The sequence below is a fragment of the Alteriqipengyuania lutimaris genome, assembly GCF_003363135.1.
Taxonomy (GTDB): Bacteria; Pseudomonadota; Alphaproteobacteria; order Sphingomonadales; family Sphingomonadaceae; genus Alteriqipengyuania; species Alteriqipengyuania lutimaris.
Window position 1 is genome coordinate 1,504,207 of record NZ_QRBB01000001.1, and the last position, 23,993, is coordinate 1,528,199.

Consider the following 23,993-nt stretch of genomic DNA (forward strand, 5'->3'; position numbering starts at 1 on the left):
TCCTCAGCCCGAACAGCTCGCACCGCCCAGCACGCAGAAGCGTGCGCAGTGCGGGTGGTTCAGCTTCACCGCGACATTGGCATCGGCCAGCGTTTCGCCGAAGTCGAATTCCCGGTCGCAGGGGATCAGCGTACAGGCCACCACGCGCGGGGTCGGTTCGCCCTTGCGGTGGACGACCATGCGGCTGGTAGCGCACATGATGTCCGCCGGTGACTTGCCTAGGATGTCCCAGCACGCGCTCGTGATCTCGGCGATGTCCTTGTCCTCGTCCATCTCGGGGAAGAGCACGCAGAGCGCCGGGTTGTGCGCATCGATGCGGATGTTTTCGCGTGCGAACAGGTCGGCATAGCCCTCGCGTGCCTCGACCATGCCCTCGCCGGGCAGCAGTCGTCCGGCGACCGCGATGTGAAAGCCGTTGTCCGATAGCCATTTCAGCCCGTCGATCGCCGCGTCCCAGCTGTTCGCCCCGCGTTCGCCCTCGTGCACCGCCTTGGTATGGTGATCGAGGCTGACGCGGATCGTCAGCCGGTCGCCATGCGCCTCGCGCAGCGCGAGCAGCTTGGCCTCGTGGCGGCGCATCGGCTTCATCGCGTTCGACAGCACCAGCGCCTCGAACCCGCGCGAGAGCGCATCTTCGAGCATCGGCGCGAAGTGCGGGTTCATGAAGGGTTCGCCGCCGGTGAAGCCGATTTCGCGGGTATTCCAGCCGTCGCGCTCGATCTCGTCGAGATAGCGCGCCGCGTGTTCGTGCGTCAGGTAGATCAGCGCGTCGTTCGTCGGACTGCTTTCGATATAGCAGGTCGCGCAGGCGAGATTGCACAGCGTGCCGGTACACAGCCACAGCGTCTCCAGCTCGAGCAGCGGCACCTCGGCGCGTTGCGACCCGTCCGCGGTCACGTCGGGATCGGTGAACTTGCCTTCGGGCAGCGTGGCCGCCTCGACCGCGAAGGGCGAGGGGCCCTGAGGCGCGTTACGGCTCTTGGCGCGGCTTTTCGAGCGAGCCGTCTTCGTGTCGGTCATATCGGCCATTCGTCTACGAGAGTGTCTTTCTGAACCACGCGCGGGTCTTGGCGTAGCCGCGCGGGACGCTGCCGAAGACCGTGCCTTCCCAGGCACTGAAGGCGGCAGCCTTGGTGATCTCGCTGCGGGTGGGGTAGGCGACGATCGCCGATCCCAGCGCGAAGGTGCTCGCCTTGCCGCTGATCAGCTGGCTGAAGGGAAGCAGCAATTCGCCCGCATTCTTGCCGACGATGCTCGCTCCCAGAACCTTCTTGCCGTCCATCACCACCTTCATGTGGCCCTTGGTCGCGCCTTCCGCAATCGCGCGCTCGTTGTGGTCGAAGCCTTCGCGGATGACGGTGATCTTGTCGCCGTGCTTCTCGCGCGCTTCGGCCTCGGTCATGCCGATCTGGGCGACCTCGGGTTCGGTATAGGTGCACCAGGGCAGGGCGGACCAGTCGACCTTGGTAGGCAGGCCGGTGGTGATTTCGAGCGCGACATTGCTGCCTTCGTAGCCCGAGACATGCGTGAGGCGCGGGCCTTCGCGGCAGTCCCCGATCGCGTAGATGTGCTTCAGGTTCGTGCGCCGCCGCTGATCGACGGCGATGCCGTTGCGGCCCAGTTCGACACCGATCTCTTCCAGCCCATAGCCTTGCGTGCGGGCCTTGCGCCCGACCGCGACCAGCAGGTGCGTGCCCGCGATTTCCTGCCCGTTCTCGAGCGTGACGGTGAAGCTGCCGAGCGCGCCTGGCACGACCTTGGCGGCCTTGCCGGTGACGAACATCACGCCTTCGGCCTCCATCGTCTCGACCACCACCGCAACCGATTCCGGGTCGTCGCGGCCCATCGGCCGACCCGGTTCGATCACGGTGACCTCGCTGCCGAGACGGCGGAAGCTCTGCGCCATCTCCATGCCGATCACTCCGCCGCCGACGATGACGAGGTGCTGGGGCAGCCTGTCGAGGTCCCAGATGTTCTCGTTGGTGAGGTAGGGGACGGCGCCCAGCCCCTCGATCGTCGGAACGAAGGGTTCGGATCCGGTCGCGATCACGATCTTGGGCGCGGCCAGTTCGACCTCGCCGACCCGGACCTTGCGCCTTCCGGTGAAGGTCGCATGGCCGCGATAGACGTCGCAGCCCATCTCCTCGAAGCGTTCCTCGCTGTCGTGCGGTGCGATCTCGGCAATGGCGTTATGGATATGCGCGTGCACGCCCGCCCAGTTTACCTTGGCCGCCGTCATCTGAATTCCGAAGCGGTCCTGCACATTGGCCTCGGCCGCCCGCTTGGCAGCGGTGATCAAAGCCTTCGAGGGGACACAGCCATTGTTGAGGCACTCGCCGCCCATCTTGTCCGCCTCGATCAGCGCGACTTTCAGGCCGAACAGTGCACAGCCCCCGGCGGCGGTGAGCCCGGCCGCGCCCGCACCGATCACGATCACATCATGTGTGAATTTCATAGCTGCCCCTGAAACCAAGCTTGTCCGTCGAGCGAATGCGTGGTGTGTCTAGGACACATCCGACGTGAAGGGTCGAAAAGTTTCATGAATCTCGAAAACTCGCAAAACTATTATGGCGAAGTCCTGCAAGGCTCCGCCGACCTGAAGACCGACGCCTGCTGTACCCTAGACGCGCCACCGCCCGCGGTGGTGGACCTGCTACGCAAAGTGCACGAGGATGTGCGAGCGCGGTATTATGGCTGCGGTCTGGTCGCCCCGCAGGCGATCGAGGGTGCGCATGTGCTCGATCTGGGGTCCGGCAGTGGGCAGGACGCCTACCTGCTGGCGCAGATGGTCGGCGAGCATGGATCGGTCACCGGGGTAGATGCAACGCCGACACAGCTCACGGTCGCGCGCGAGCACGAGGACTGGCACCGCGAGCGCTTCGGCTACGCGAAGAGCAACGTGCGCTTCCTCGAAGGCGATATCGAGAAGCTGGGCGACCTGGACCTCGAGGAAGGCAGTTTCGACGTCATCGTGTCCAACTGCGTGATCAATCTGGTGGCGGACAAGTCGTCGGTGTTCGAAGCGGCGTACCGCCTGCTCAAGCCTGGCGGCGAGCTCTATTTCTCCGATGTCTATTCCGAACGCCGCGTGCCGGAGGGGCTGCGCGACGACCCCGTGCTGCACGGCGAATGCCTGTCGGGCGCGATGTACTGGTTCGATTTCATCGCTTCGGCCAAGGCGGCGGGCTTCCTCGATCCGCGCCTCGTCACCAGCCGTCCGCTGGGGATCAACGATCCGCAAATCGCGGCCAAGCTCGATGGCATCGCGTTCCATTCGGCCACCGCGCGTCTGTTCAAGCTGCCCGGTATCGAGCCGCTGTGCGAGGATTACGGCCAGGCCGTGCGCTACAAGGGCACGGTACCGGGCGAAGAGCGCGTTTTCGTGCTCGACGACCATCACCGGATCGAGCGCGGGCGGATGTTCCCCGTCTGCGGCAACAGCTGGAAGATGCTGGCCGACACGCGCTTTGCCGAGCATTTCGAATTCTTCGGCGACTTCGGCACGCATTACGGCATCTATCCCGACTGCGGCACGCTCTTCCCGCTCGCGGGGGCCGTTCCGCAGGTCGCCACCGGCGGCGGCTGCTGTTGAGCCGGATTCTCGTCACGGGCGCCGCCGGGCTGATCGGCGGCGAGGTTTGCGCGCGCCTGGTTGCCGCGGGGCACGAGGTCACCGCACTCATCCACCGCAATCCGCAAGTGTGCGGGAATGACGGATGGGATGTGCCGGTCGTCGAGAGCGTGCCCTGCGATATCCGCAAGGATCGGCTGGGCCTCGACCGGGAGACCTTCGACCGGCTGGCGCGCACGCAAGATCTGGTGGTGCACTGCGCCGCCACCATTCGCTTCGACCTGACCGATGCGGAATATGCCGAGGTCAACACGGCGGGCACTGCCAACGTGCTCGCGCTCGCCGAAGCGGGCGGGGCGGGGCTGCTGCATGTCAGCACGGCCTATGTCTGCGGCACGCGCAACGGGACTATTCTGGAGGATGATCCGCTGCCCGAAGCGGACGGTTTCGCCAATGGCTACGAGGCGAGCAAGGCGGCGGCCGAAGGCCTGGTGCGCGCATCGGGCATCGAATGGGCGATTGCCCGTCCGGGGATCACGCTCGGCGAATACGAGAGCGGGCGAATCCGCCAATTCGATGCGCTCTATCTGGCGTTCAAGCTGATGGCCGAGGGCCGCATCCGGCTAATTCCGGCGGCCGAGGATGCGAGCCTCGGCTTTGTGCCGCTGGACCATGTGGCCGGCGGGATTGTCGCGCTGGTTCAGAACTGGGAGGCGGCGAGGGGCCGGACCTGCCACCTCGTGGCATCGGAGCCCTTGCCAATGGCCGATTTCGCGGCCGGGATCGGCGGGGTCGAGGGGCTGCACGCGCCGACGCTGGTCGATCCGACCGAGTTCGACCCGGCCACGCTGCCCCCGCTCGAGCGGCGATTGAACAGTCGGGTCTCGGCACTCTACGCGAGCTATTTCCAGCGCGACCCACGCTTCGACGACCGCAATTTCCGCGCGCTGACCGGCATGGCGTCGCGCCCCGCCGACCGTGCCTATCTCAATCGGCTGATCGATTTCTGCATTGCCGAGGGCTTCCTCCCCGCCGCGCCGGTACTGGCGAACTGAACGAGCAGGGGGCGATCACCTCACATCGGAGTAGTCGCGCTCCATCCGGCCGCGCAGGCCCAGCGCCCACAAGATGCCGACCTTGAAGTAGATCCAGTTCGCCTTGAGCGGGCCCCATGCGGCGATCCGCCGGTCCGAGGTGCGCACGATGCGGCGCACCATGACGATCCGCCCGCGCGCAGCGAATTTCACGCACAGGTCCGCCTCTTCCATCACGATGTCGCCCGGCGTACAGCCGCCAAGCCGCAAGAAATCCGCGCGGCGGAAGAACATCGCATGGTCGCCGAACAGCAGCCGGACCCCGCGAAAGAACAGGTGCGGGCGGCACAGCAGCGGCGCGTACCAGGTCTTGATGTAATTGTGCGCGGAGGTGAGCCAGCGGGTCTTGTTGCCGGTGATCAGCGGCATGAAGCTGGCGAGGGCGATCCGGTCGTTGCGCAACGTCTTGCGGATCACCGCGATCATATCCCTGGGCGGGAAACTGTCCGCATGGACCACGCAAACGAGCGGAGCCTGCGCGGCTTCGACCCCGGCGTTGATCTGCCGCGCCCGTCCTCGCTCGGATTCGAGCACCCGCCAGCCTGCGCCTTCGCACAGCGCGCGCGTATCATCCTCGCTCTCGCCATCGACCACGACGATCTCGGCGGGGGCGGGATCGAGCGTCGCGAAATGCGCGGCAAGGGCGGGGATCGCGGCGGCCTCGTTCAGGACCGGGACCACGATCGCCACGCCCGCATCGTTCATTTCAGGAGTTCGGGCCACGCGTCGAGATTGTCGCCGGTGTCGATATCGGCCAGCTCGGGCAAGAGGTGTGGGCTGATCCCAAGCCTTTCGAACCGGCGCAGCGTCTCGGCGAAGACCGCGGGCGTGCTCCACGCCATGTTCGTGAAAAGCTGCGGGCACGGCTCGCTCAGGCCCAGCAGCCAATAGCCGCCATCCTGCGCCGGGCCGATCACCGCATCGCGATTGGGCAGGACGGTCGCCGCCTCGCGCAGGAGCGCGGCGGTCAGCCCCGGGCAATCGCTGCCGATCATGATGCCGGGCGTGGGCACGCGGGCGAGCCTGTCGCCCAGATCGCCGTCGCCCTGATCGCGGACGTCCAGATCCTCGCCCAGCAGCTCGCGGAAGCGCGCCGGATCGTCGCCCGTCACGCGCAGGTGGAACGGCAGGCCGCTCTCGCGCGCCTCGCGCACGGTCAGTTCGAGCAGCCTGGCATAGAGGTCGGCTGCGCCTTGCTCCCCCAAGGCAGGTATCAGGCGGGTCTTGGCCTTGCCCGGTTCGGGCCAGCGCGCAAAAATAGCGATCTCGGGCGTCATCGGTTCAAGCAATAGCGACAGGTTTCGCGTTTTCCCATAAGAGCCGGGCGATGGCGCGAATTTCTCCACTTGCGATTGCGGGCGTGGCGCTGATCGGGGGCCTGTGGCTCGCCGAAAGAGCGCGTCCGCTGCGCCGCCAGTCGCACGACACCGCGACGCGGCAGGTGCGCAACGTCGCGATCGGGCTGGGCACGATGGCGGTGGTCACCGCGATCGAGATGCCGCTGCTCAAGCGGATCGCAGAAGGAAACGTGGTCGCGCGGCGCGGGCTGGTGCAGGTTCTCCCGCTGCCGGGGCCGCTGAAGGTGCTGATCGGCGTCGCGGCGATGGATTATGCCTATTACTGGTGGCACATCGCGACCCACAGGATGCCTATCCTGTGGCGGCTGCACCGGGTCCACCACATCGATCCTGACATGGACATGACGACCGCGCTGCGTTTCCACGCCGCCGACATGATCGTGTCGCTGCCGTTTCGTATCGCGCAGGTGGCGATCAGCGGCGCGGACACGCGCATCCTGATGGCGCACCGTCGCTTCTTCGATGCCTCGGTGCTGTTCCACCATTCCAACCTCAGGCTGCCGGGGCGCTGGGACAATCGGCTCTCGCTGGTGTTCACGACGCCCAAGATGCACGGCGTGCATCATTCGAAGGTGCCCGAGGAAATGAACAGCAACTGGTCGAGCGGGATCAGCCTGTGGGACCGGCTGCACGGCACGCTGCGAAGGAAACCGCAGGACGCGATCGATATCGGAGTAGCGGACGGTGCTTCGCTCGCGGACCTCCCGCTCGCCAACAGCCAGATCGCGCCGTTTCGCGAAATGCCCGAGCCGCTGCCGCCGGGCAGCGTCAGCTTACGCTAGTCTGGCCCTTCTCGCTCTCGCTTTCCTCGCTTGCGTGGACGCCATTAGGTTCGCTCGCCAGCACCTTGCGCACGATCATCACCGCAACCACCCCGCCGATGACATTGGCGGCGAGTTCGGCGGCGTAGATCGCGTCCGAATCCCATAGCGGGCGCAGCAGCCAGCCGAAGGGCAGCATGACGAGGAACACGCGCGCGCAGCTTTGCGCCAATGCCAGCCCCGCCTTGTCGACCGCGTTGAGGATGCCGTTGCCCACGATCAGCAGGCCGAAACCGGCATAGCCCCACGCCGCAATCTCGAGATAGCGGGCGAACTGGCGGACAATGGCCGGGTCTTCGGTGAAGAAGCCCGCGAACCACTTCGCCGCTGCGACCAGGGCGACGGCCGTGACCAGACCATAGGCGATGCAGAACAGTGCCGCCCCGCGCGCCGCCGCGCGCGATCGTTCGGGCTGGTTGGCGCCCCAGTTCTGGCCCACGATCGCTCCGATCGAGCCCGAGAGTGCCAGCAGCGGTACGGTCGCGAAGCTCTGGAGCCGCCCGGCCGCACCGAAGGCGGCGACCGCATCCTGCCCTTCGAGCGCAATCAGCGCGGTCAGCACCGACAGGCCGATGGGGTTGATCGCGTTGGAGAAGGAGGCGGGGCCTGCCACGCGAACGATGGCCTTGATCGGCTCCATCGGCGCCTCGATCGCGCGGATGAGGGCCGGGTTGAACGGAAGGTTCGTCCGCCCGACGCAGATCACCGCGATGACGACCGCGACCGCCCAGCCGGCGAGCGTCGCCCATGCCGCGCCGGCAATGCCCATGCCCTCGATCCCGAAAGCGCCGGTGATCAGGATCGGGTCGAGCACCCAGTTCACCGCCGCGTAGACGATGTTGATGAAGCTGCTCATGTTCGCCTCGCCCTGTCCGCGCAGCACGCCGTTGAACCCCATCAGGACGAGCAGCAGCGGAAAGGCGAGCGCGAAGGGCTCCATGTAGTCGCGGATCAGCGGCAGCAGGTTGTCGGGCGCGTTCATCAGGCGGAACAGCGGCTTCTGCAGCAGCCACAGCGCCACGCCGAGCGTCACGCCGACCATGGTCGCGAAGACCACACCCAGATTCGCGCGCCGTGCGGCCTGGTCGCGGTCGCCCGCGCCCAGCGATCGGGCGACGACCGAATTGATCCCCACCATGACGCCCACGCCAAGGCTGGTCAGCGCGACGGTGATCGGGAAGATGAAGCTGATCGCGGCGAGCGGGTCGGGCCCCAGCTGCCCGATGAAATAGGCATCGATAAGGCTGATCGACAGGATCGCCGCCACGCCAATGATCATCGGCACGGTCTGCTTTACCAGGTGGCCCGGAATGCTCCCGCGCGTCAGCTTGGCTTGTTCGCTCATTGCCGCGCGCGGTAGCCGCAAGGGCGCGCAAGCTAAAGCGCCAATTCAGCCAGCTTGTGCGCAGCGGGGGCCATGCCCTATCATGCGCGGCAAACGCATGAAGGAGAGGCCGGAAATGGCGACGCAGGCGAAGCTCGATTACGAATGTTCGAAGGAAGAATGGCAGGCGCGGCTGGACCTTGCCGCCTGTTACCGCATCTTCGACCTGCTCGGGTGGTCGGAATCGATCTACAACCATGTCTCGCTCGCGGTGCCGGGCGAGGAGGGCGCGTTCCTGATCAATCCCTTCGGCCTGCTCTACGAGGAAGTCACCGCGTCGAATCTCGTGAAGATCGATGTCGAGGGGAACAATATCGGCGGTTCGCCCTACATGGTGAACAAGGCGGGCTTCACCCAGCACGCGCATTTCCACAAGCATCTGGGCGAGCGGGCCAACGCGATCTGCCACGTCCACACGACCGAGACCATGGCGGTGTGCAGCCACAAGGACGGGCTGCTGCCGACCAATTTCTACGCCTGCAATTTCCAGAACCAGATCGGCTATCACGATTTCGAAGGGGTGACGGTGCGCGCCGAAGAGGGCGATCGCCTGATCGAGAACCTGGGCGACAAGTCCATACTGATGCTGCGCAATCACGGTCCGGTGGTGATGGACAAGGGCATCCAGGGCATGTTCGTGAAGATGTGGGCGCTGCAGCGCGCGTGCGAGATTCAGGTCGCCACGCTGAGCATGGGCGAGCCGCATCTGGTGCCGCAGGAAGTCGTCGACGTGCACCAGCGCGATCTCTCGGTCATGCAGGGCCAGGGCGGCGCGGGCGTGTTCGATTTCGAAGCGTGGAAGCGCAAGGCCACGCGGATCGACGACAGCTGGCAGCAGTGAGCGATCCTGCGCCGGCCGAAGCGCGCCATTGCGGCAAGTGCGGCGGGCGCAGCGCCGAAGGCTTCGTTGTCGACATGGGTTATGGCGAAGTGAAGCCCGCCCGGTGGCAGGAAGGCACGCCGCAGACCGGCTGGACCGGCAGCGTGAAGGTCGACAAGAAGGAACTGAAACCGCTGCGCGCCTTCCGCTGCGAACGGTGCCATCTGGTCGAATTCTACGCGGATTGAACTGGTGATGCCGTGACGAAAATGACGGTCAACAACCGGCCGGTCGAGTATCTGCTCGACCCCGAGACCCCGCTGCTGTGGGCGCTGCGCGATGCGAGCAACCTGACCGGCACCAAATATGGCTGCGGCACCGGCGATTGCGGAGCGTGCATGGTGATGGTCGACGGCGTGGCGCTGCGATCCTGCCTCGTCACAATCGCCGAGGCGGAGGGGCGGCTGATCACCACCATCGAAGGCCTCAGCCGCGACCGCTCGCATCCCGTACAGCAGGCGCTGGTGGCCGAACAGGCGATCCAGTGCGGCTTCTGTACGCCCGGGATCGCCATCGCCGCCGCCGCGCTGCTCGAAAGCAACCCCGCGCCCTCGCGCGAAGACATGGACGCGGCGATCCCCAATATCTGCCGCTGCGGGGTCTATCCGCGGCTGGCCCGCGCGATCGAGCGGGCGGGGCAGGCGGCAAGCGGTGCGCAATCGATCGAGGCTGCGCCCCCGCCCGCAATCACGCCCGAAGAGGCGGCGCGCGACGTGCCGGCCTTGCGGCCCATCGACCCCGCGCGCCCCGACTAGTCGTCGCATGGGTTTCCGGACATCCGGACCACTATGCCTCTTCGTCGATCGTAATACCTCCGACGCGAATATATTCTCGGCTTGGTTGGGGATGGTGAGGAGGCTAGGCGGTTCTCGAACCGACAAACTGAAGGAACGCGGCGATGAAGGCGACCATCTGGCACAACCCGAAATGCGGCACTTCGCGCAAGACGCTCGCCATTCTGGAGAACCTCAGCACGATCGACCTGACCGTCGTCGAATATCTCAGGGATCCGCCAAGCCGCGAGAAACTGGCCCAGCTTTACAAGGATGCAGGCATTTCGCCCGCGCAGGGTCTGCGCAAGCGCGGAACCGACGCCGAGGAGCGCGGGCTGCCCGATGCCGATGCGGACACCATTCTGGATGCGATGGTCGCCGACCCGATCCTGATCGAACGTCCGCTGGTCGAGACCGAGAAGGGCGCACGGCTGTGCCGCCCGCAGGACAAGGTGCTCGAGATTCTCTAGCTTGGGGGCACGGGCCGGGGCGAGCAGGGCGGCTCGCCCGCGCCGTCAGTCCTCTGCGCTCGCCATCAATGCCGCGTCATTGTCGAGCCGGGTCCATCCGATCGCCATGACCGCGACGCAGAAACCGATGATCGCGGCGAAGCCCACCCAGTCGCTATGGCCGTAGAGCCATACGCCGAGCGCGGGGGCGTAGATATAGCTCGCGCCGTTGATGCTCGCGACCTTGCCCGAGACCTGGCCCTGCTCGGGCCGGCTGACCGCCAGCGATGCGCCGGCGGTGAAGCCGGGGCGGAAGAGGCCGAAGCCGAGCGCGGCGATCGCAAAGCCCAGCGCGATGCCGTGCAACTCGCTCGCGGTGCCGAAGATCGCGGCTCCGATCACGCCGAGAACCATGCCCGACAGCACCGATATGCGCGGGCCGAGATGCATGACCGGGATCAGGCCCCACTGCGCCAGCAGGGTCGCCACCGCGCCCATCATCAGCACGATGCTCACCGGGCCGGCGCCTGCGGTCGGATCGTCGCGCAGGCCCAGCCGGTCGAGCACGAGGAAGCCCGCAATGCCGAGCATCATCGCCTGCGCGTGCCCGCCGAGCAGGCCGGACAGAAGCCACGGGCGAATGCGCGCGTCGGTCCAGGCGAGGGTCGGTGCGTCGGAGGCTTCGGCCGTCAATCGCTGGCCGGCACGCGGGGCCGTACCTTCGGCCTTCGCCTTGGCTTCCGCCTGCGCGAACTCCTCTTCCGTCGCATGCCGACCTGCGCCGCTGCCGCCATAGGGCGCGTCGAAGGCAATCGCGTGCGTCGCATATTGCGGCTCGTCGTTGGGCAGGCGTAGCCGCAGCGCGATGATGGCGAGGATGCCGATCACGGCGAAGGCGAAGAACGGGCCGGTCAGGCCGAGCAGCGGAAAGATCAGCAGGGGGGCGAGAGCGGGGCCGATCACCGTGCCGAGTCCGAAGCTCGATGAAATAAGGGACAGCGCTTGCGTCCGCTCGGCGCGCGGGGTGCGGCTGGCGACGTAGGCCTGCACCGCCGGGGGCGCGGCCGAACCGAGCAGGCCGTAGAGCGAGCGGCACAGCGCGAACAGCAGGAGCGTGATCAGCGGGGTGAGCCAGCCTGACAGCCCGATCCACAGCACCGCGCCGCACAGGCCCATCGAGGCGACGAAGCCCGACAGGCCCAGCGCCATCATCGCCTTGCGGCCCCTGCGATCCGACCGGCGGGCCCAGAAGGGCGCGAAGCCGACCCACAGCAGCGCCGACCAGCTATAGGCGAGGCTGATCCACACGTCGGCGACGCCCAGCGCGGTCCCGATCGAAGGCATGACCGATTGCATCGCGGTGTTGCCCGCTGCCGAGACGAGCACGACGGTGAACAGCAGCGCCAGCCGCCCGCGCGGAATGCCGGGCTGCGGCAGGTCGTGCACGGTTTCGGTGTGAGGGGCGTCGGCCATGCGCGCGCGACGCTAGGCCGCGCGCGTCAGGCTGGCAATCCGGCGCGAGGCGCTACTCGAAAGTCTCGCTCATCGTCGCGACATCGGGGCCCGCCAGCTGGCGATGGATCGCTGCAAGAATGCCCAGCATCAGCACGATGATCACCGCGTTGACCGCCGAATTGACGAGGCCGGAACCGACCAGCATCACTTCTTCCCCCATCAGGCCGAAGACCAGCATAACGATCAGCCCGATCACTGCGCTGACCACTGCGAGGGCGATGAACAGCAGCAGGTAGAACAGGAACAGCCGCACCGAATTGCCCTTGGTCAGTCGCCAGGATCGCAGCAGGGCGGTGAGTGGGTTGTAGACCTTGTCGATCGCGATGATCGGCGCGAGCAACGAGAATTTGACCGCCAGGTAGATGAAGACGACGAACAGCACGATGCCCGCGATCACCGCCAGCGCGGTGATCTGGCTCGTGATCGCAATTCCCATCAGCAGGCCGCCGACGATACCGGCGCCGACGTAGAAAATGATCGTCGCGGCGATGGAGGTCAGAAAGCCGATCGCGCCGACGGCGATCGCCTCGCCCACGGTGGGGCGGTTGTTAGCCCGCAGCAGCGCAAGCAGCGCGAGCGTGCCGACCGTCTGTGCTATCACCAGCAGCAGCATGATCCACCAGATGTCCGCGTAGACTGCCGTCAGCTGTTCGAGTGCGGCGGCGGGATCGTCCGAATTGGGCTCCATCGTGAAATTGGCGGCCTCCGGCATCAGCAGCGCGAAGGCGAGATAGGGCAGGAAGAAGAACACCCCTGCCACGACGGTGACCACGCCCATATTGGACTTGATCAGATTGAGCGCGTCGGTCCACGCGCGATTCATGTCGAGCTTCATGGCAACCCCCTTGTCGGTGGCTCTTGATAAGCGGCGGGTCATGCGCCACGCAAATGAAAATGCCCGACCTTGAACAGATCGAATGGCGCGTCTCCGAAGAGTGCGTGCCCTACCGCGAGGCGCTGGCCGCAATGGAGGCCCGCAACGCCTCGATCCAGGCGGGCACGGCGCGCGAGCTTTTGTGGCAGCTCGAACATCCGCCGGTCTACACCGCCGGCACCAGCGCCGCGGCGAGCGAGTTGCTCGACCCGCGGTTCGAGGTTGTCGAGGCCGGGCGGGGTGGTCGCTATACCTATCACGGCCCGGGCCAGAGGGTGACCTACGTCCTGCTCGACCTGCGAGAACGCGGTAAGGACGTGCGCCGTTTCGTCCATGCGCTCGAAGGCTGGGCCATCGGGGCGCTGGCGCAGTTGGGTGTGGAATGCTGGACCGTGCCCGAACGCGTCGGCATCTGGACCAAGGGGCCCGACGGGCGTGAGGCGAAGATCGGCGCGATCGGCGTGCGGGTCCGTCGCTGGGTCACGATGCATGGTTTCGCGGTCAACCTCGATCCGGACCTGTCGCATTTTACCGGCATCGTACCATGCGGGATCGAGGAATTCGGCGTCACCAGCCTCGCCGACCTCGGTATCGCGCTTGCGCCTGCGGCATGGGATGAGGCATTATATGCCGCAGCGCCCGACTTTCTCGAGGCGCTGCAACGGCAGGACGCTTGATGACGGGCAAAATCAGGGGCTTAACCGGAACCGGCCTGACCGCGTTGGCGCTGCTGCTCGCGGCATGTGGCGGCGGGGACGAGTCGGTCGAAGAGAACACGAGCGAAGACACCGGCCCGCAGGGCGAGGTGCGCGGCGGCACGATCAGCGATGCGATGCTGCCGATCGCGATGGTCCAGTCGCAATCGCCCCAGCGCGGCGGCGACAGCGATGGTGAAGATAGCGAAGAGGATGAAGAGGCGGACGACGCCGAATAGCGCCGCCCGCCCGATCGATCAGGCCGCCGAAGCCTGCTCTTCCTCCAGCGTCGGATAATCGACGTAGCCTTCCGCTCCCGGAAGGTACCAGCTCTTCGGCACGTTGACGTTCTCCGCCAGATCCGCCCCCTTTGCGATCCGCACGGGCAGATCGGGGTTGGAGATGAAGGGCCGCCCGAAGCTGATCGCATCGGCGCGACCGCTTTCGACATCCTTGGCTGCGTCCTCGGGCCCGTAGTCGCTGTTGAGCACCAGCGGCCCAGTGTAGATAGAGCGTATGTGTGCGTCCTGCTGCGGCACGTCGGTGCGTCCGTAGGTGCCCTCTGGCCCCGGCTGGCGCAGTTCGAGGAACGCGATCCCACGATCCTGTGCGACCCGGGCCGCCGCGCCGAAGGTTTCCGCGGGATCGGGATCGTCCGCCCCCTGCGTTTCGCCGTTGGGCGAGAGGCGCAAGCCGACGCGGTCCGCACCCCACACGTCGATCAGCGCATCGAGCACTTCGCCCAGCAGGCGCGCGCGGTTTTCCGCCGATCCGCCATATTCGTCCTCGCGCAGGTTGGTGCTGCGGCGCAGGAACTGGTCGATCAGGTAGCCATTCGCGCCGTGCAGCTGCACCCCGTCGAACCCAGCGGCCTTCGCGTTTTCGGCGGCCTTGCGATAATCCTCGATCACGCGCGGGATTTCGTCGATCGGAAGCTCACGGGCCTGCACGTAATCCTTCCGCCCGGTCGGCGTATGCGCGTGGCCTGGCGCGGTCGTCGCGCTGGCGGAAACGGGCGGCTCACCGCCGAGGAAGTCGGGATGGACGATCCGCCCCATGTGCCACATCTGGAGGACGATCCGGCCGCCCTCTTCGTGCACGCCGTCGGTGATCTTCTTCCACGCCTGCGTCTGTTCGTCGTTCCAGATGCCCGGTGCATTGGGCCAGCCCAGACCCTCCACGCTGATCCCGGTCGCTTCGGTGATGATCAGACCCGCGCCCACACGCTGGCGGTAATAGGTTTCCATCATGGCATTGGGCATGAAATTCGGCGGCGTCGCGCGCCCGCGCGTCAGCGGTGCCATGAAGATGCGGTTGGGCGCGGTGATCGCGCCGAGGCGCAGCGGCTGGAACAGGGCGTCGTGCATGAAAGGTGGTTTCCTGTTTTTTGTTGACCCTTTGGTGCTGGAGCGAGGTAGGGGCGCGCCATGGGCACGACAAGCGAGACGCGGGATAGATCGCCTTGGGCGTCGGCAAGCCAAAATCCTGACGATGCCCCGCGCGCCTGGCACTGGGTCGCGCTCATTGCCGGGAACATGGCGCTGGCGCTTGGCCCGTGGTCGGTCCGGCTGGCCGACAGCGGCCCGGTGGCGGCGGGTTTCTGGCGGCTCGCGCTGGCACTGCCGATCATCTGGCTGATTGCGCGCCGCGCAGGGCAACCGGTTCTGGGCGTGCCACGACGGATCGCCTTTCTGGTGGCGCTGGGGGCGCTCGCCTTCGCGTTCGACCTTGCCAGCTGGCATATCGGGATCGAGCAGACACGGCTGGGCAATGCGACATTGTTCGGCAATGCGGGCAGCATCGTGCTGCTTTTCTGGGGAATCGTCGTCGCGCGAACGATGCCGGCGCGGGCGGAGTGGGCGGCGATCATCCTCGCGCTGGGCGGGGCGGCAATCCTGCTGGGGCGAAGCGCCGAGATCAGCGCGAGCACGCTGGTGGGCGATCTTTTCTGCATTACAGCCGGGTTCCTCTACGCGGTGTATCTCCTGTGCCTGCAGGATGCGCGCAAGACGCTGGGCAGCTGGGGGCTGCTCGCACGGGTGTGCCTGGTTGCCGCGCCGGTGCTGCTCTTCGTCGCGCTGCTGCGCGGCGAGCCGGTGTGGCCGCGCGACTGGACTCCGCTGCTTGTGCTCGCGATCCTCAGCCAGGTGATCGGGCAGGGACTGCTGGTGTTCGCGCTGCGCGCCTTTCCGCCGATGATCATCGGGCTGGCCCTGCTGACCCAGCCTGCGGTCGCGGTCGGATACGGTTTTCTTGCGTTCGGCGAGGTGCTGGGCCCGCTCGATCTCGTCGGGATGGCAATGGTCGGTGCGGCGCTGGCGGTTGCGCGCGCGCGCACCGGGTAGGCTCAGTCGGGCCGGTCGCCGACGCGTTGCACGAACAGGGCATAGCGCGCCTCGACCTGTTCGAGGTCCGGTCCGGCCAGATTGGCACTCGCCTGCCGCATCAGCTGATGCGCTTCGTCCCGCACGGCCTTGCGGCGTACCGGATCCTTGATCGTCGTTGCCGTGCCTTCGAGTGTCTCCAGCATGACGACCGATGCGGCCGGACTCGTGGAGACGCCGTTGCGGATCGTGCCGAAACCGCGGGCGAGATAGTGACCGAAATCGTCCGCCATCGTTCTGAGAGGCTGCTGTCCGTCTTCGTCCGGCTCGCTGATCGACCAGTTGAGGTCGCGCCGCCCCAGCTCTGCGGTCGCCGCGCCGATCCAATGCAGGGCGGAAATCGCGGTGAAGGGATCGTTGATACCGGGCGAAAGCGCGCGCAGGCCGATTTCGACCAGCTCGTCGATCATGAAGTGCAAATCCTGCGTCGGCGTTCGCGTATCGCCCAAGGCAAGGCAGTCGCGAACCTTCTCGTTCCAATCTTCGCCCGGCGCCTCGTCCCAGTATCCGATGGCGACCGCCGAATGGACGAAATCGCCGGTGCGCACCGCCATCTGCAATTGCGCCCCGCTGTTGCGCGCCACCTCCAGCAATTGGTTCCAGTTTACGACCTGGATGTAGCCCGCTCCCTGCGCGTAGACGGGGGTACCTTCGCGCACTTCGCCTTCGACCCGCGCCTTCATGGGACCGTCGAAATTGCGCTCGATTGCCGCCAGAAGCCTCCGCCCGATGCCTTCGAGTACGGCGTTGATGCGGATCGAGGAGGGCACGTGGTTGAGGAAATAGACCAGCACCGCGACCGACACGCCCATGAGGAGATAGGCGATGAAGAGCGAGAGCTGCGGCACGAAACCGGGAAAGGCCGTGCCTTGAGAGAGCACGCCGCCTTCGTCGGGCATGCGGACAGAACGCAGGACGGTGATCGCATAGACGAAGGTACCGATGAAGGTGGCGAGGCTGATCTGGTTGCCTCGATCCTCCATGTAATTCGTCAGCAGGCGTGGACCGTAATTGCCGCTGGCGAAGGCAACCGCGGCGATGGTGATGGAGAACAGCGTGGAGGCGACACCGATCATCGACCCGGCAATAACGGTCAGCATGTTGCTGGCGCCTTCGGGGCGGGCGGGCTGGAGCCAGTTCAGGTCGTTCATCCAGGAGGCGTATCCGGCGCGGTCGAGCTGAATGGTCACGGTTGCCATTATCAGGGCGAGTACTGCGAACACGGCCGGGAAGAACCAGTAACTGGCATTTACGTCGCTCAGCAATTTGCGCAGTCTGGCAATCATCGCCGGGTCGTCTCCTTCGGATCGATCATGGTCTTTGGTCCAGTCCGTGGACTGTCCTGCAACGAAACGCACGGTTCGCCCTTATGGTTAGCGAATTGCACAATTGGCGCGTTCGTGGGATTGGGCGGCCGGTCGCGCTCCGCACGCGAAAGGACGTTCATGGCTGCTTCGATGATCGAATCCCCTTCCATAACCGACAACACGGTAGTCACCCCTCCGATCCCCGAAGCCGATACTGCCCTGGCCGACCAGCTGGGCAATATCGAAAACATCGTCATGCTGACGACGCAGCAATATACGCTGGGTTCGCTGATCCTCATGGTCAGTTACGGGGCATGTTTCGCCTTCATCCTGTACTTCCTGATGAGCGCGCAGAGCCTTGCCCCGCGCTATCGCCTCGTGCCGGTCCTGTCGGCGGTGGTCATGGCCAGCGCCGGCCTCAGCCTGCTTCAGGAATTCACGCTGTGGAAAGCGAGCTTCGCCTTCGTCGACGGCATGTACCGTCCCTTGGCGGAGAACGAGACCTTCACCAATGCCTTCCGTTACGGCAACTGGACCATCACGGTGCCGATCCTGCTGACCCAGCTGGCGATCGCGATGGGCCTGAAAGAGCAGGACATCCATCGCAGGTCGCTGCGCATGGCGGTGCCGGGAGTGCTGATGATCTGGACCGGGCTTTACGGCCAGTTCGGCGAGGTCGGCGATTTCTCGCATCTCAACCTGTGGGGCGTGATTTCTTCGATCTTCTTCCTGTGGCTGGTGCTGGAAGTGCGTCATACGCTGGTTTCGGGGATCAACAACACACCGGACATCCTGCAGCCCTGGCCGAAGAACCTGTGGTGGTTCTTCCTCGTCACGTGGGGGCTCTATCCGCTCGCCTATGCGCTGCCGCAACTGGGTGCGACCGGCGATATCGTGCTTGCCCGCCAGGCGATCTATTCGGTGGCCGACATAAGCTCCAAGCTGATCTATGGCATCATCCTCTCGCGCTTCGTCCTGCGCCGGAGCGCGTTCGAGGGCTACATGCCCGCGGCCGAGGTATTGTCCGGTGCGCCGGGCAAGCCGAACACGGGCGGTCCGGGCCTGCGCCGCGCGCCGTAAGTTCACCAGATCGTCTCCCTGACGGTCCAACGAAGAAGGCCGGGGTGGTGGTTCGCCCCGGCCTTTTCGTTTCTCGGTGGATTGCGGATCAGTCGATCTTGCTCAGATCGCCCTTGCCGATCGTGCCGCTCGCCATCTCCAGCATTCGGTCGAGGCTCTGCTTGGCTTTCATCCGCAGGCCTTCCTCGATCTCGATCTGCGGGGTGAGGTCGCGCAGCGAAGTGTAGAGCTTCTCCAGCGTATTGAGCGCCATGTAGGGGCAGATATTGCAGTTGCAGTTGCCGTCCGCACCCGGCGCGCCGATGAAGGTCTTCTCGGGCAGCGCCTTTTCCATCTGGTGGATGATGTGCGGCTCGGTCGCGACGATCAGCTTGTCGCCCTCGAAGGTCTCGGCGAATTGCAGGATGCCGCTGGTCGAGCCGACATAGTCGGCGTGCTCGACGATTGCGGGCGGGCATTCGGGGTGCGCTGCGATCGGCGCGCCGGGATGCTGCGCCTTGAGCTTGAGAAGCTCGGTCTCGCTGAAGGCCTCGTGCACGATGCACACGCCCGGCCACAGCAGCATGTCGCGATTGAACTTGCGGTTGAGATAGCCGCCAAGGTGCCGGTCCGGCCCGAAGATGATCGGCTGGTCCCTGGGGATCTGCTCGAGGATCGTCTCCGCACTGGAACTGGTCACGATCACGTCCGACAGGGCTTTCACCTCGGTCGAGCAGTTGATGTAGGTGAGCGCGATGTGATCGGGGTGCGCCTCGCGGAAAGCCTTGAACTTCTCGGGCGGGCAGCTGTCCTCGAGCGAGCAGCCGGCGTCCATGTCGGGCAGGACGACGATCTTCTCGGGGCTCAGGATTTTCGCGGTGTCGGCCATGAACTTCACGCCGCAAAAGGCGATCACGTCCGCATCGGTCTCTGCCGCCATCTGCGACAGCTGGAGCGAATCGCCCACGAAATCGGCGAGGTCCTGGATCTCGGGTTTCTGGTAGTAGTGCGCCAGGATCACCGCATTGCGCTCCTTGCGCAGGCGGTCGATCTCGGCGAGCAGGTCGTCGCCGGAGGGCGGGCGGGATTGATCGTTCATCGGTATAGGGCCCCGGTCGTTCGTGTTGCGGATCGCATATAGAACGAACGGGGCGTCAAGCGAGTGTGTTCCGCGCAAAGGCGATGCGGGCCTTACATCTCGAACCCGGGCGGAAGGAACGCTTCCATCGGGCGATCGGCACCGGGCGTACCCGCGACCACCAGGTCGGTGATGGCGTACCCGATCGGACTGTAGGCCAGCAGCATCGAGAGGATGAAGACGCTGGCATAGATGCCCGTGCCCCACAGGTAGGCTGGATGGATGCGCCCATCTCGCCGCCAGTCGTTGAACATTCCAATCAGCGGAAAGACGAAGGTAAGCGCGATCGTGATGGTCCAGGCATTCGGAATCATCAGCGGCATGGGCAGCAGTCGACCGAGGCCTGGCCCGGTCAGGACGGCCATAGCGACCAGCATCAACCGTCGGTGCCAGCCCGTATACCGTTGCTGCCATAGCGCCCAGTAGGCAAGGCCGCCGAAGCACAGCAGCGTCGCGATGTTGCTGATCAGGAATTCGTTCATCGCGAAGAAGAATGGCCCGCCATTTCGCCGCGCGACGAGGATCATGACCGTGCAGCCCGCGGCGATCATCCCTGGAATCCAGAAATAGGCAAGTTTGCCGAGCGAGCGGTGCAGCGGCCAGTTCCTGCTCACCGCGGTCACATGCTGTGCGAGATAGAGCGCAAGCCAGCCCATGAAGATGCCTGCATGCACATGCACTGCCAAGGGAGCGGCGAAGGTCGAACGCCCCATCGCGAGGTTGAGTGAGAAGCCTGCGATGATCACGGTCGCCATGACGAAGGCCATGACCATGAAAAAGCGAGAATTGTTCCGGCGTTCTTGGGCCGGAGGTGCAGCCAGAGTTGCCATGGGAAAATCATCCCGATTAAAAGGGGCGACCGTTCGGCGGAAATACTTCCGCTTGTAGCACGAGGTCAATGCCGCTCGTCGGGTGGTTCCGGCGGTTGATGGAAGGCTTGGCGTCGCAAACCTGGAGCTCGGGCCTTGAAGGTAACCCCGTTCTTCGCCCGCTCGCCTTGCCCCGAGGCTTCGGGGATGCGACAGCCCCGGCCATGACCGATCCCGTATTGCAAGAAGCCTCCGACGATCCATCGCAGTTGCGGCTGGTCGCCAATCGTCCGGTGTTTTTCGGATCGGCCATCCTGATCGTGGCCTTCGCGCTGTTCGGCGCGATTTTCTCGGAAACGGCAGGGCAGGTGTTCGATCGCATCCAGGCGCTGATCGTCGCCGATTTCGGCTGGTTCTACATCCTCACGGTTGCCGGTTTCCTGGTCTTCGTCGTATTTCTCACGCTCAGCAAATACGGCGACATCAAGCTGGGCCCCGACTGGAGCGAGCCGGAATACAGCCACCTGTCGTGGTTCGCGATGCTGTTCAGCGCCGGCATGGGGATCGGCCTCGTGTTCTTCGGCGTGGCGGAACCGATGCTCCATTACGCCGATCCGCCGCGGGGCGACGCGCTCAGCGTCGATGCGGCGCGGCAGGCCATGGTGCTCACCTTTTTCCACTGGGGCGTGCATGCCTGGTCGATCTATGCCGTGGTGGGCTTGGCCCTGGCCTATTTCGCGTTCCGCCGCGGCCTGCCGCTGACGCCGCGTTCTGCGCTCTATCCGCTGCTGGGCTCGCGCATTCACGGGCCGATCGGCCATGCGATCGACATTTTCGCGGTGCTGGGCACCATGTTCGGCGTGGCCACCTCGCTCGGTCTGGGTGTGCTACAGGTCAATGCAGGCCTCGCCTTCATCGCCGGAGTGCCGCAATCGGCGGGTATCCAGATCGCGTTGATCGCGGGGATCACGCTGCTCGCCACGCTGTCGGTCTATCTGGGCCTGGATAAGGGCGTGAAGCGCCTGTCCGAATTCAACATCCTGCTGGCGGTGATCCTGCTCGGCTTCGTCCTGGTGACCGGTTCGACGATCTTCCTGCTGCAGGCCTTCGTTCAGAACACCGGTGCGTATCTGGGCCAGGTGGTGGAGCGGACCTTCCGCCTCTACGCATACGAACCGAACGAATGGCTGGCCAACTGGACGCTGTTCTACTGGGGCTGGTGGATCGCGTGGTCGCCCTTCGTCGGCATGTTCATTGCGCGCATTTCGCGCGGGCGCACGATCCGTCAGTTCGTGGGCGGCGTGCTGGTGGTGCCGGTCCTGTTTACCTTCCTTTGGATGACGGTCTTCGGCAACACCGCGATCTCGCTCGACATGACCGGGGTCGCGCCGCTTGCCGGGATCGTTCAGGACAACGTGCCGACCGCGTTGTTCGCTACGCTGGCAGAGCTGCCGCTGTCGTCGATCACGTCGATCGCCGCCACGCTGCTGATCGTGACCTTCTTCGTCACCTCGGCGGATTCGGGGGCGCTGGTGATCGACACCATCACCAATGGCGCAGCGGAGGCCCCGCCTGTCTGGCAGCGCGTGTTCTGGGCGATCTGCGCGGGCGCGGTTGCGGCCGTGCTGCTGGTCGCGGGCGGGCTGCAGGCGCTGCAGACGGCCGCGATCGCGAGCGCGCTGCCCTTTGCGGTGGTGATGGTCTTCATCTGCTACGGCCTGCTCAAGGCGCTCGCCATGGAGAAGACCGGCGGCGTGCCCGCTTACGGCATGTTGCCCGCGCAGCCGCTCGATGCGGAAACCAGCTGGAAGAAACGGCTCTCGACGATCACCGGTTCGTTCCGCAAGGAGCAGGTGGCAGAGTTCCTGGAGGAAAAAGCACTGCCCGCGCTGGAGGACGTGGCAGCGGAAATGCGCCGCCGCAGCCTTGCGCCAGAAGTCACCCGCGAAGGGGGCGACGTATTGCTATCGGTACCCCATGGCGAACACGGCACCTTCAGCTACGAAGTGCGTGCGCGCGCCTTCCGCGCGCCCAGCTTCGCCTGGGCCGAGGCACACCGCCCGGGCGATGACGACAAGCGACACTTCCGTGCGATGGCGCGCAGTTCCGAAGGCGGTCATCCGCTGGATGTGACGGGTTACACCACCGAACAGCTCATCGGCGACCTGCTCAACCGTTACGCTCACTTCCGCCACGCGCGGCGGCTCGCCTGATCACCGGCGATTGGCGGCTAGCGGGTCGAAGCCCTTTCCGCAGGGGGCGTCGCGGCGGAAGCATCGGACGATCCCGGCAGAGCGGTCGACCTATCGCCATCGAAGCTGACTTCGACCGTAACCCCGCGATAGCCGGCAGCGGCGAGCGGGACGGCGATGTTCTGCTGTACGGCGGCGCGCGCAGATGCGTGCGCAAGTTCCATCAGCGCGGGGCTGCGCGCGCTGTCGACCGCCTCGCGCTCCGCGATCTGCGTGTTGTTCCGGCTGAGATCGTCTTCCGCATCGCGGGTGATCCAGATCCCTTCGCGCATGTATTTCGCGCGCGCTTCGTCGAGATTGGGCTTGCTTAGCTGCAGGGCAGGCAGGCGCACGCCCATCGTCTGCGTTTCGGCATTCCACGACAGGCGCGAACGGTCGACTTCCGACAGGTCGACCGAATAATCGACCCGCGCCGGGATGACCGCGATCTGGCGGCTCTGCAATGCGCCGAAGAGGCGGCTGTCGGTGCTCGCGACAACCGGCGCGAACTCTGCGGTGAAGACCACGAGGCGGTTCTGCTTCTCGAACGAGACCAGCGTGGTGCCGATCGGGTCGCCCATCCGGTTGGGGCCATAGGTCCTCCAGCCGATCCACGCGATCGCCGCGATCAGCAGGATGACGAGCAACCAGGGCAGGAACTGCGGACGCGACTTCTTCACGCGGGTTTCCGTCTTACCGGTTTTGGTCTTTTCATCACTCACGACAGTTCGTCTCCACTAGATGGCGGCCCATCTTTCGCCAGAACGGGTAACCAAGTTTCGCCGTTCCAGATCGATCAGATGGGCATGGACCGACATTTGCGCTGCTTTCTCGAGCCGCGGGTCTAACCCTTTGTACATGATCGGTATGAACTCAGGCAGACTGCGCGGGGCGTCGCCGAGAACCTTCAGGATCTGCCGTTCGCGCTGGCGACGGTGCCCGATCATCGAACGCACCAGCTGTTGCGGGCGATCGACCGGCTTGCCGTGGGCGGGATAATACACCTTGTCCTCGCGCTCGTAGAGCTTGGCGAGGCTTTCCATGTAATCGCTCATGTCGCCGTCGGGCGGTACGATGACGCTGGTCGACCAGCCCATCACATGATCGCCCGTGAACAGCGCGCCGCTCTCTTCCAGCGCGAAGCAAAGATGGTTGGAGGTGTGGCCCGGAGTGGCGACCGCGCGCAAGGTCCAGCCATCGCCGCTGACGGTGTCGCCGTCGGCCATTACGCGATCGGGCTCGTAGGTTGTGTCGAAGGCTTCGTCCGCGCGCGGTCCGTTGTCCGCGATCACCAGCTTGGCACAGCCCATGACCGGCGCGCCGGTTTTCTCGGCGAGCGGGGCGGCGGCGGGCGAATGGTCGCGGTGGGTGTGGGTGCACAGGATCGCGCTGATCTTCGCATCACCGGCGGCCGCGAGGATCGCATCGAGATGCTCGACTTCGGCAGGGCCGGGATCGATCACCGCACGGTCTTCGCCGGTGCCGACCAGGTAGGTCTGGGTGCCCGTAAAGGTGTAGGGCGAAGGGTTCGGGGCGAGCACGCGCGTGACGAGCGGCTCGGGCCGCTCGGGCGTGCCGACGGGCCAGGGGCGGGGAGGAATGTCGACCATCGCCCTGCGATATGGCCATCGTGCCCCCGCATGTCACGGGT

General features: G+C 65.6%; 25 protein-coding genes. 12 read left to right on the forward strand and 13 right to left on the reverse strand.

Annotated elements, in window-relative coordinates:
- Positions 1–3: 3 nt before the first annotated feature.
- Both DL238_RS07155 and DL238_RS07160 read right to left on the reverse strand, forming a co-directional pair.
- Positions 4–1,029: a radical SAM protein gene (locus DL238_RS07155; RefSeq protein ID WP_234031004.1), complete on the reverse strand. Its 1,026-nt coding sequence runs from the start codon at positions 1,027–1,029 to the stop codon at positions 4–6.
- A 4-nt stretch (positions 1,030–1,033) separates the two neighbouring features.
- Entirely contained in the window at positions 1,034–2,455 is a 1,422-nt protein-coding gene (locus DL238_RS07160; RefSeq protein WP_115491626.1) for a dihydrolipoyl dehydrogenase family protein, read from the reverse strand.
- Positions 2,456–2,539: 84 nt separating this feature from the next.
- On the opposite strand from DL238_RS07160, the gene DL238_RS07165 reads away from it, so the two are divergent.
- Both DL238_RS07165 and DL238_RS07170 read left to right on the forward strand, forming a co-directional pair.
- On the forward strand, positions 2,540–3,592 hold the full coding sequence (locus tag DL238_RS07165) for a methyltransferase domain-containing protein (RefSeq protein WP_115491627.1): 1,053 nt from the start codon (positions 2,540–2,542) through the stop codon (positions 3,590–3,592).
- Positions 3,589–4,626: an SDR family oxidoreductase gene (locus DL238_RS07170; protein ID WP_115491628.1), complete on the forward strand. Its 1,038-nt coding sequence runs from the start codon at positions 3,589–3,591 to the stop codon at positions 4,624–4,626. The genes DL238_RS07165 and DL238_RS07170 overlap by 4 nt, the downstream gene beginning before the upstream one ends.
- A gap of 15 nt (positions 4,627–4,641) precedes the next feature.
- Here DL238_RS07170 and DL238_RS07175 read toward each other — a convergent pair whose 3' ends face one another.
- Both DL238_RS07175 and DL238_RS07180 read right to left on the reverse strand, forming a co-directional pair.
- The gene (locus DL238_RS07175; RefSeq protein ID WP_234031005.1) at positions 4,642–5,388 is read right to left on the reverse strand and encodes a glycosyltransferase; all 747 of its coding nucleotides are present in this window, start codon (positions 5,386–5,388) and stop codon (positions 4,642–4,644) included.
- Positions 5,367–5,942: a TIGR04282 family arsenosugar biosynthesis glycosyltransferase gene (locus DL238_RS07180; protein ID WP_115491630.1), complete on the reverse strand. Its 576-nt coding sequence runs from the start codon at positions 5,940–5,942 to the stop codon at positions 5,367–5,369. Before DL238_RS07180 ends, DL238_RS07175 begins: the two co-directional genes overlap by 22 nt.
- 50 nt (positions 5,943–5,992) lie before the next feature.
- Here DL238_RS07180 and DL238_RS07185 point away from each other — a divergent pair, with 50 nt between their 5' ends.
- Positions 5,993–6,805 carry a sterol desaturase family protein gene (locus DL238_RS07185; protein WP_115491631.1) on the forward strand — a complete coding sequence of 271 codons (813 nt, stop codon included), beginning with the start codon at positions 5,993–5,995 and terminating at the stop codon, positions 6,803–6,805.
- Here the strand turns inward: DL238_RS07185 and DL238_RS07190 are convergent.
- Positions 6,792–8,189, reverse strand: coding sequence for an MATE family efflux transporter (locus DL238_RS07190; RefSeq protein WP_115491632.1), 1,398 nt, complete (start codon positions 8,187–8,189; stop codon positions 6,792–6,794). The genes DL238_RS07185 and DL238_RS07190 overlap by 14 nt on opposite strands.
- A 115-nt stretch (positions 8,190–8,304) precedes the next feature.
- On the opposite strand from DL238_RS07190, the gene DL238_RS07195 reads away from it, so the two are divergent.
- The 4 genes from DL238_RS07195 (at position 8,305) to arsC (ending at position 10,351) form a co-directional block, all read left to right on the forward strand.
- Entirely contained in the window at positions 8,305–9,069 is a 765-nt protein-coding gene (locus tag DL238_RS07195) for a class II aldolase/adducin family protein (protein ID WP_115491633.1), read from the forward strand.
- Positions 9,066–9,296 (forward strand): hypothetical protein, encoded by a 231-nt coding sequence (locus tag DL238_RS07200; protein ID WP_115491634.1) that lies wholly within the window; start codon positions 9,066–9,068, stop codon positions 9,294–9,296. Before DL238_RS07195 ends, DL238_RS07200 begins: the two co-directional genes overlap by 4 nt.
- A gap of 12 nt (positions 9,297–9,308) precedes the next feature.
- Positions 9,309–9,863, forward strand: a complete 555-nt coding sequence (locus tag DL238_RS07205) for a (2Fe-2S)-binding protein (protein WP_115491635.1) — start codon at positions 9,309–9,311, stop codon at positions 9,861–9,863.
- A 143-nt stretch (positions 9,864–10,006) separates the two neighbouring features.
- A complete protein-coding gene (gene arsC, locus DL238_RS07210) occupies positions 10,007–10,351 on the forward strand; it encodes an arsenate reductase (glutaredoxin) (protein ID WP_115491636.1) in 345 nt (114 codons plus the stop codon).
- Between the two features lie 45 nt (positions 10,352–10,396).
- On the opposite strand, the gene DL238_RS07215 is transcribed toward arsC, so the two are convergent.
- Together DL238_RS07215 and DL238_RS07220 are read right to left on the reverse strand one after the other, a co-directional pair.
- On the reverse strand, positions 10,397–11,803 hold the full coding sequence (locus tag DL238_RS07215; protein WP_115491637.1) for an MFS transporter: 1,407 nt from the start codon (positions 11,801–11,803) through the stop codon (positions 10,397–10,399).
- 52 nt (positions 11,804–11,855) lie between these two features.
- Positions 11,856–12,680, reverse strand: coding sequence for a glycerophosphoryl diester phosphodiesterase membrane domain-containing protein (locus DL238_RS07220; protein WP_115491638.1), 825 nt, complete (start codon positions 12,678–12,680; stop codon positions 11,856–11,858).
- Positions 12,681–12,739: 59 nt separating this feature from the next.
- On the opposite strand from DL238_RS07220, the gene lipB reads away from it, so the two are divergent.
- Together lipB and DL238_RS07230 are read left to right on the forward strand one after the other, a co-directional pair.
- Positions 12,740–13,396 (forward strand): lipoyl(octanoyl) transferase LipB, encoded by a 657-nt coding sequence (lipB, locus tag DL238_RS07225; RefSeq protein ID WP_181883856.1) that lies wholly within the window; start codon positions 12,740–12,742, stop codon positions 13,394–13,396.
- The gene (locus DL238_RS07230) at positions 13,396–13,653 is read left to right on the forward strand and encodes a hypothetical protein (protein WP_234031006.1); all 258 of its coding nucleotides are present in this window, start codon (positions 13,396–13,398) and stop codon (positions 13,651–13,653) included. The genes lipB and DL238_RS07230 overlap by 1 nt, the downstream gene beginning before the upstream one ends.
- Positions 13,654–13,671: 18 nt before the next feature.
- Here DL238_RS07230 and DL238_RS07235 read toward each other — a convergent pair whose 3' ends face one another.
- A complete protein-coding gene (locus DL238_RS07235) occupies positions 13,672–14,781 on the reverse strand; it encodes an alkene reductase (protein WP_115491640.1) in 1,110 nt (369 codons plus the stop codon).
- Between the two features lie 168 nt (positions 14,782–14,949).
- On the opposite strand from DL238_RS07235, the gene DL238_RS07240 reads away from it, so the two are divergent.
- Positions 14,950–15,759 carry a DMT family transporter gene (locus DL238_RS07240; protein ID WP_325048439.1) on the forward strand — a complete coding sequence of 270 codons (810 nt, stop codon included), beginning with the start codon at positions 14,950–14,952 and terminating at the stop codon, positions 15,757–15,759.
- A 2-nt stretch (positions 15,760–15,761) separates the two neighbouring features.
- On the opposite strand, the gene DL238_RS07245 is transcribed toward DL238_RS07240, so the two are convergent.
- Entirely contained in the window at positions 15,762–17,084 is a 1,323-nt protein-coding gene (locus tag DL238_RS07245; RefSeq protein ID WP_115491642.1) for a DUF2254 domain-containing protein, read from the reverse strand.
- Between the two features lie 159 nt (positions 17,085–17,243).
- Between DL238_RS07245 and DL238_RS07250 the strand changes: the two genes are divergently transcribed.
- The gene (locus DL238_RS07250) at positions 17,244–18,185 is read left to right on the forward strand and encodes a bacteriorhodopsin (RefSeq protein WP_234031007.1); all 942 of its coding nucleotides are present in this window, start codon (positions 17,244–17,246) and stop codon (positions 18,183–18,185) included.
- Positions 18,186–18,273: 88 nt separating this feature from the next.
- On the opposite strand, the gene nadA is transcribed toward DL238_RS07250, so the two are convergent.
- A complete protein-coding gene (nadA, locus tag DL238_RS07255; protein WP_115491643.1) occupies positions 18,274–19,263 on the reverse strand; it encodes a quinolinate synthase NadA in 990 nt (329 codons plus the stop codon).
- A 92-nt stretch (positions 19,264–19,355) separates the two neighbouring features.
- Positions 19,356–20,201: a hypothetical protein gene (locus tag DL238_RS07260; protein WP_234031008.1), complete on the reverse strand. Its 846-nt coding sequence runs from the start codon at positions 20,199–20,201 to the stop codon at positions 19,356–19,358.
- Between the two features lie 134 nt (positions 20,202–20,335).
- Here DL238_RS07260 and DL238_RS07265 point away from each other — a divergent pair, with 134 nt between their 5' ends.
- On the forward strand, positions 20,336–22,324 hold the full coding sequence (locus DL238_RS07265) for a BCCT family transporter (protein WP_115491644.1): 1,989 nt from the start codon (positions 20,336–20,338) through the stop codon (positions 22,322–22,324).
- Positions 22,325–22,341: 17 nt separating this feature from the next.
- On the opposite strand, the gene DL238_RS07270 is transcribed toward DL238_RS07265, so the two are convergent.
- Both DL238_RS07270 and DL238_RS07275 read right to left on the reverse strand, forming a co-directional pair.
- Positions 22,342–23,064, reverse strand: coding sequence for a DUF4230 domain-containing protein (locus DL238_RS07270; RefSeq protein ID WP_115491645.1), 723 nt, complete (start codon positions 23,062–23,064; stop codon positions 22,342–22,344).
- A 15-nt stretch (positions 23,065–23,079) separates the two neighbouring features.
- Complete coding sequence (locus DL238_RS07275) at positions 23,080–23,952, reverse strand: MBL fold metallo-hydrolase (RefSeq protein ID WP_115491646.1); 873 nt, start codon at positions 23,950–23,952, stop codon at positions 23,080–23,082.
- Between the last annotated feature and the right edge of the window lie 41 nt (positions 23,953–23,993).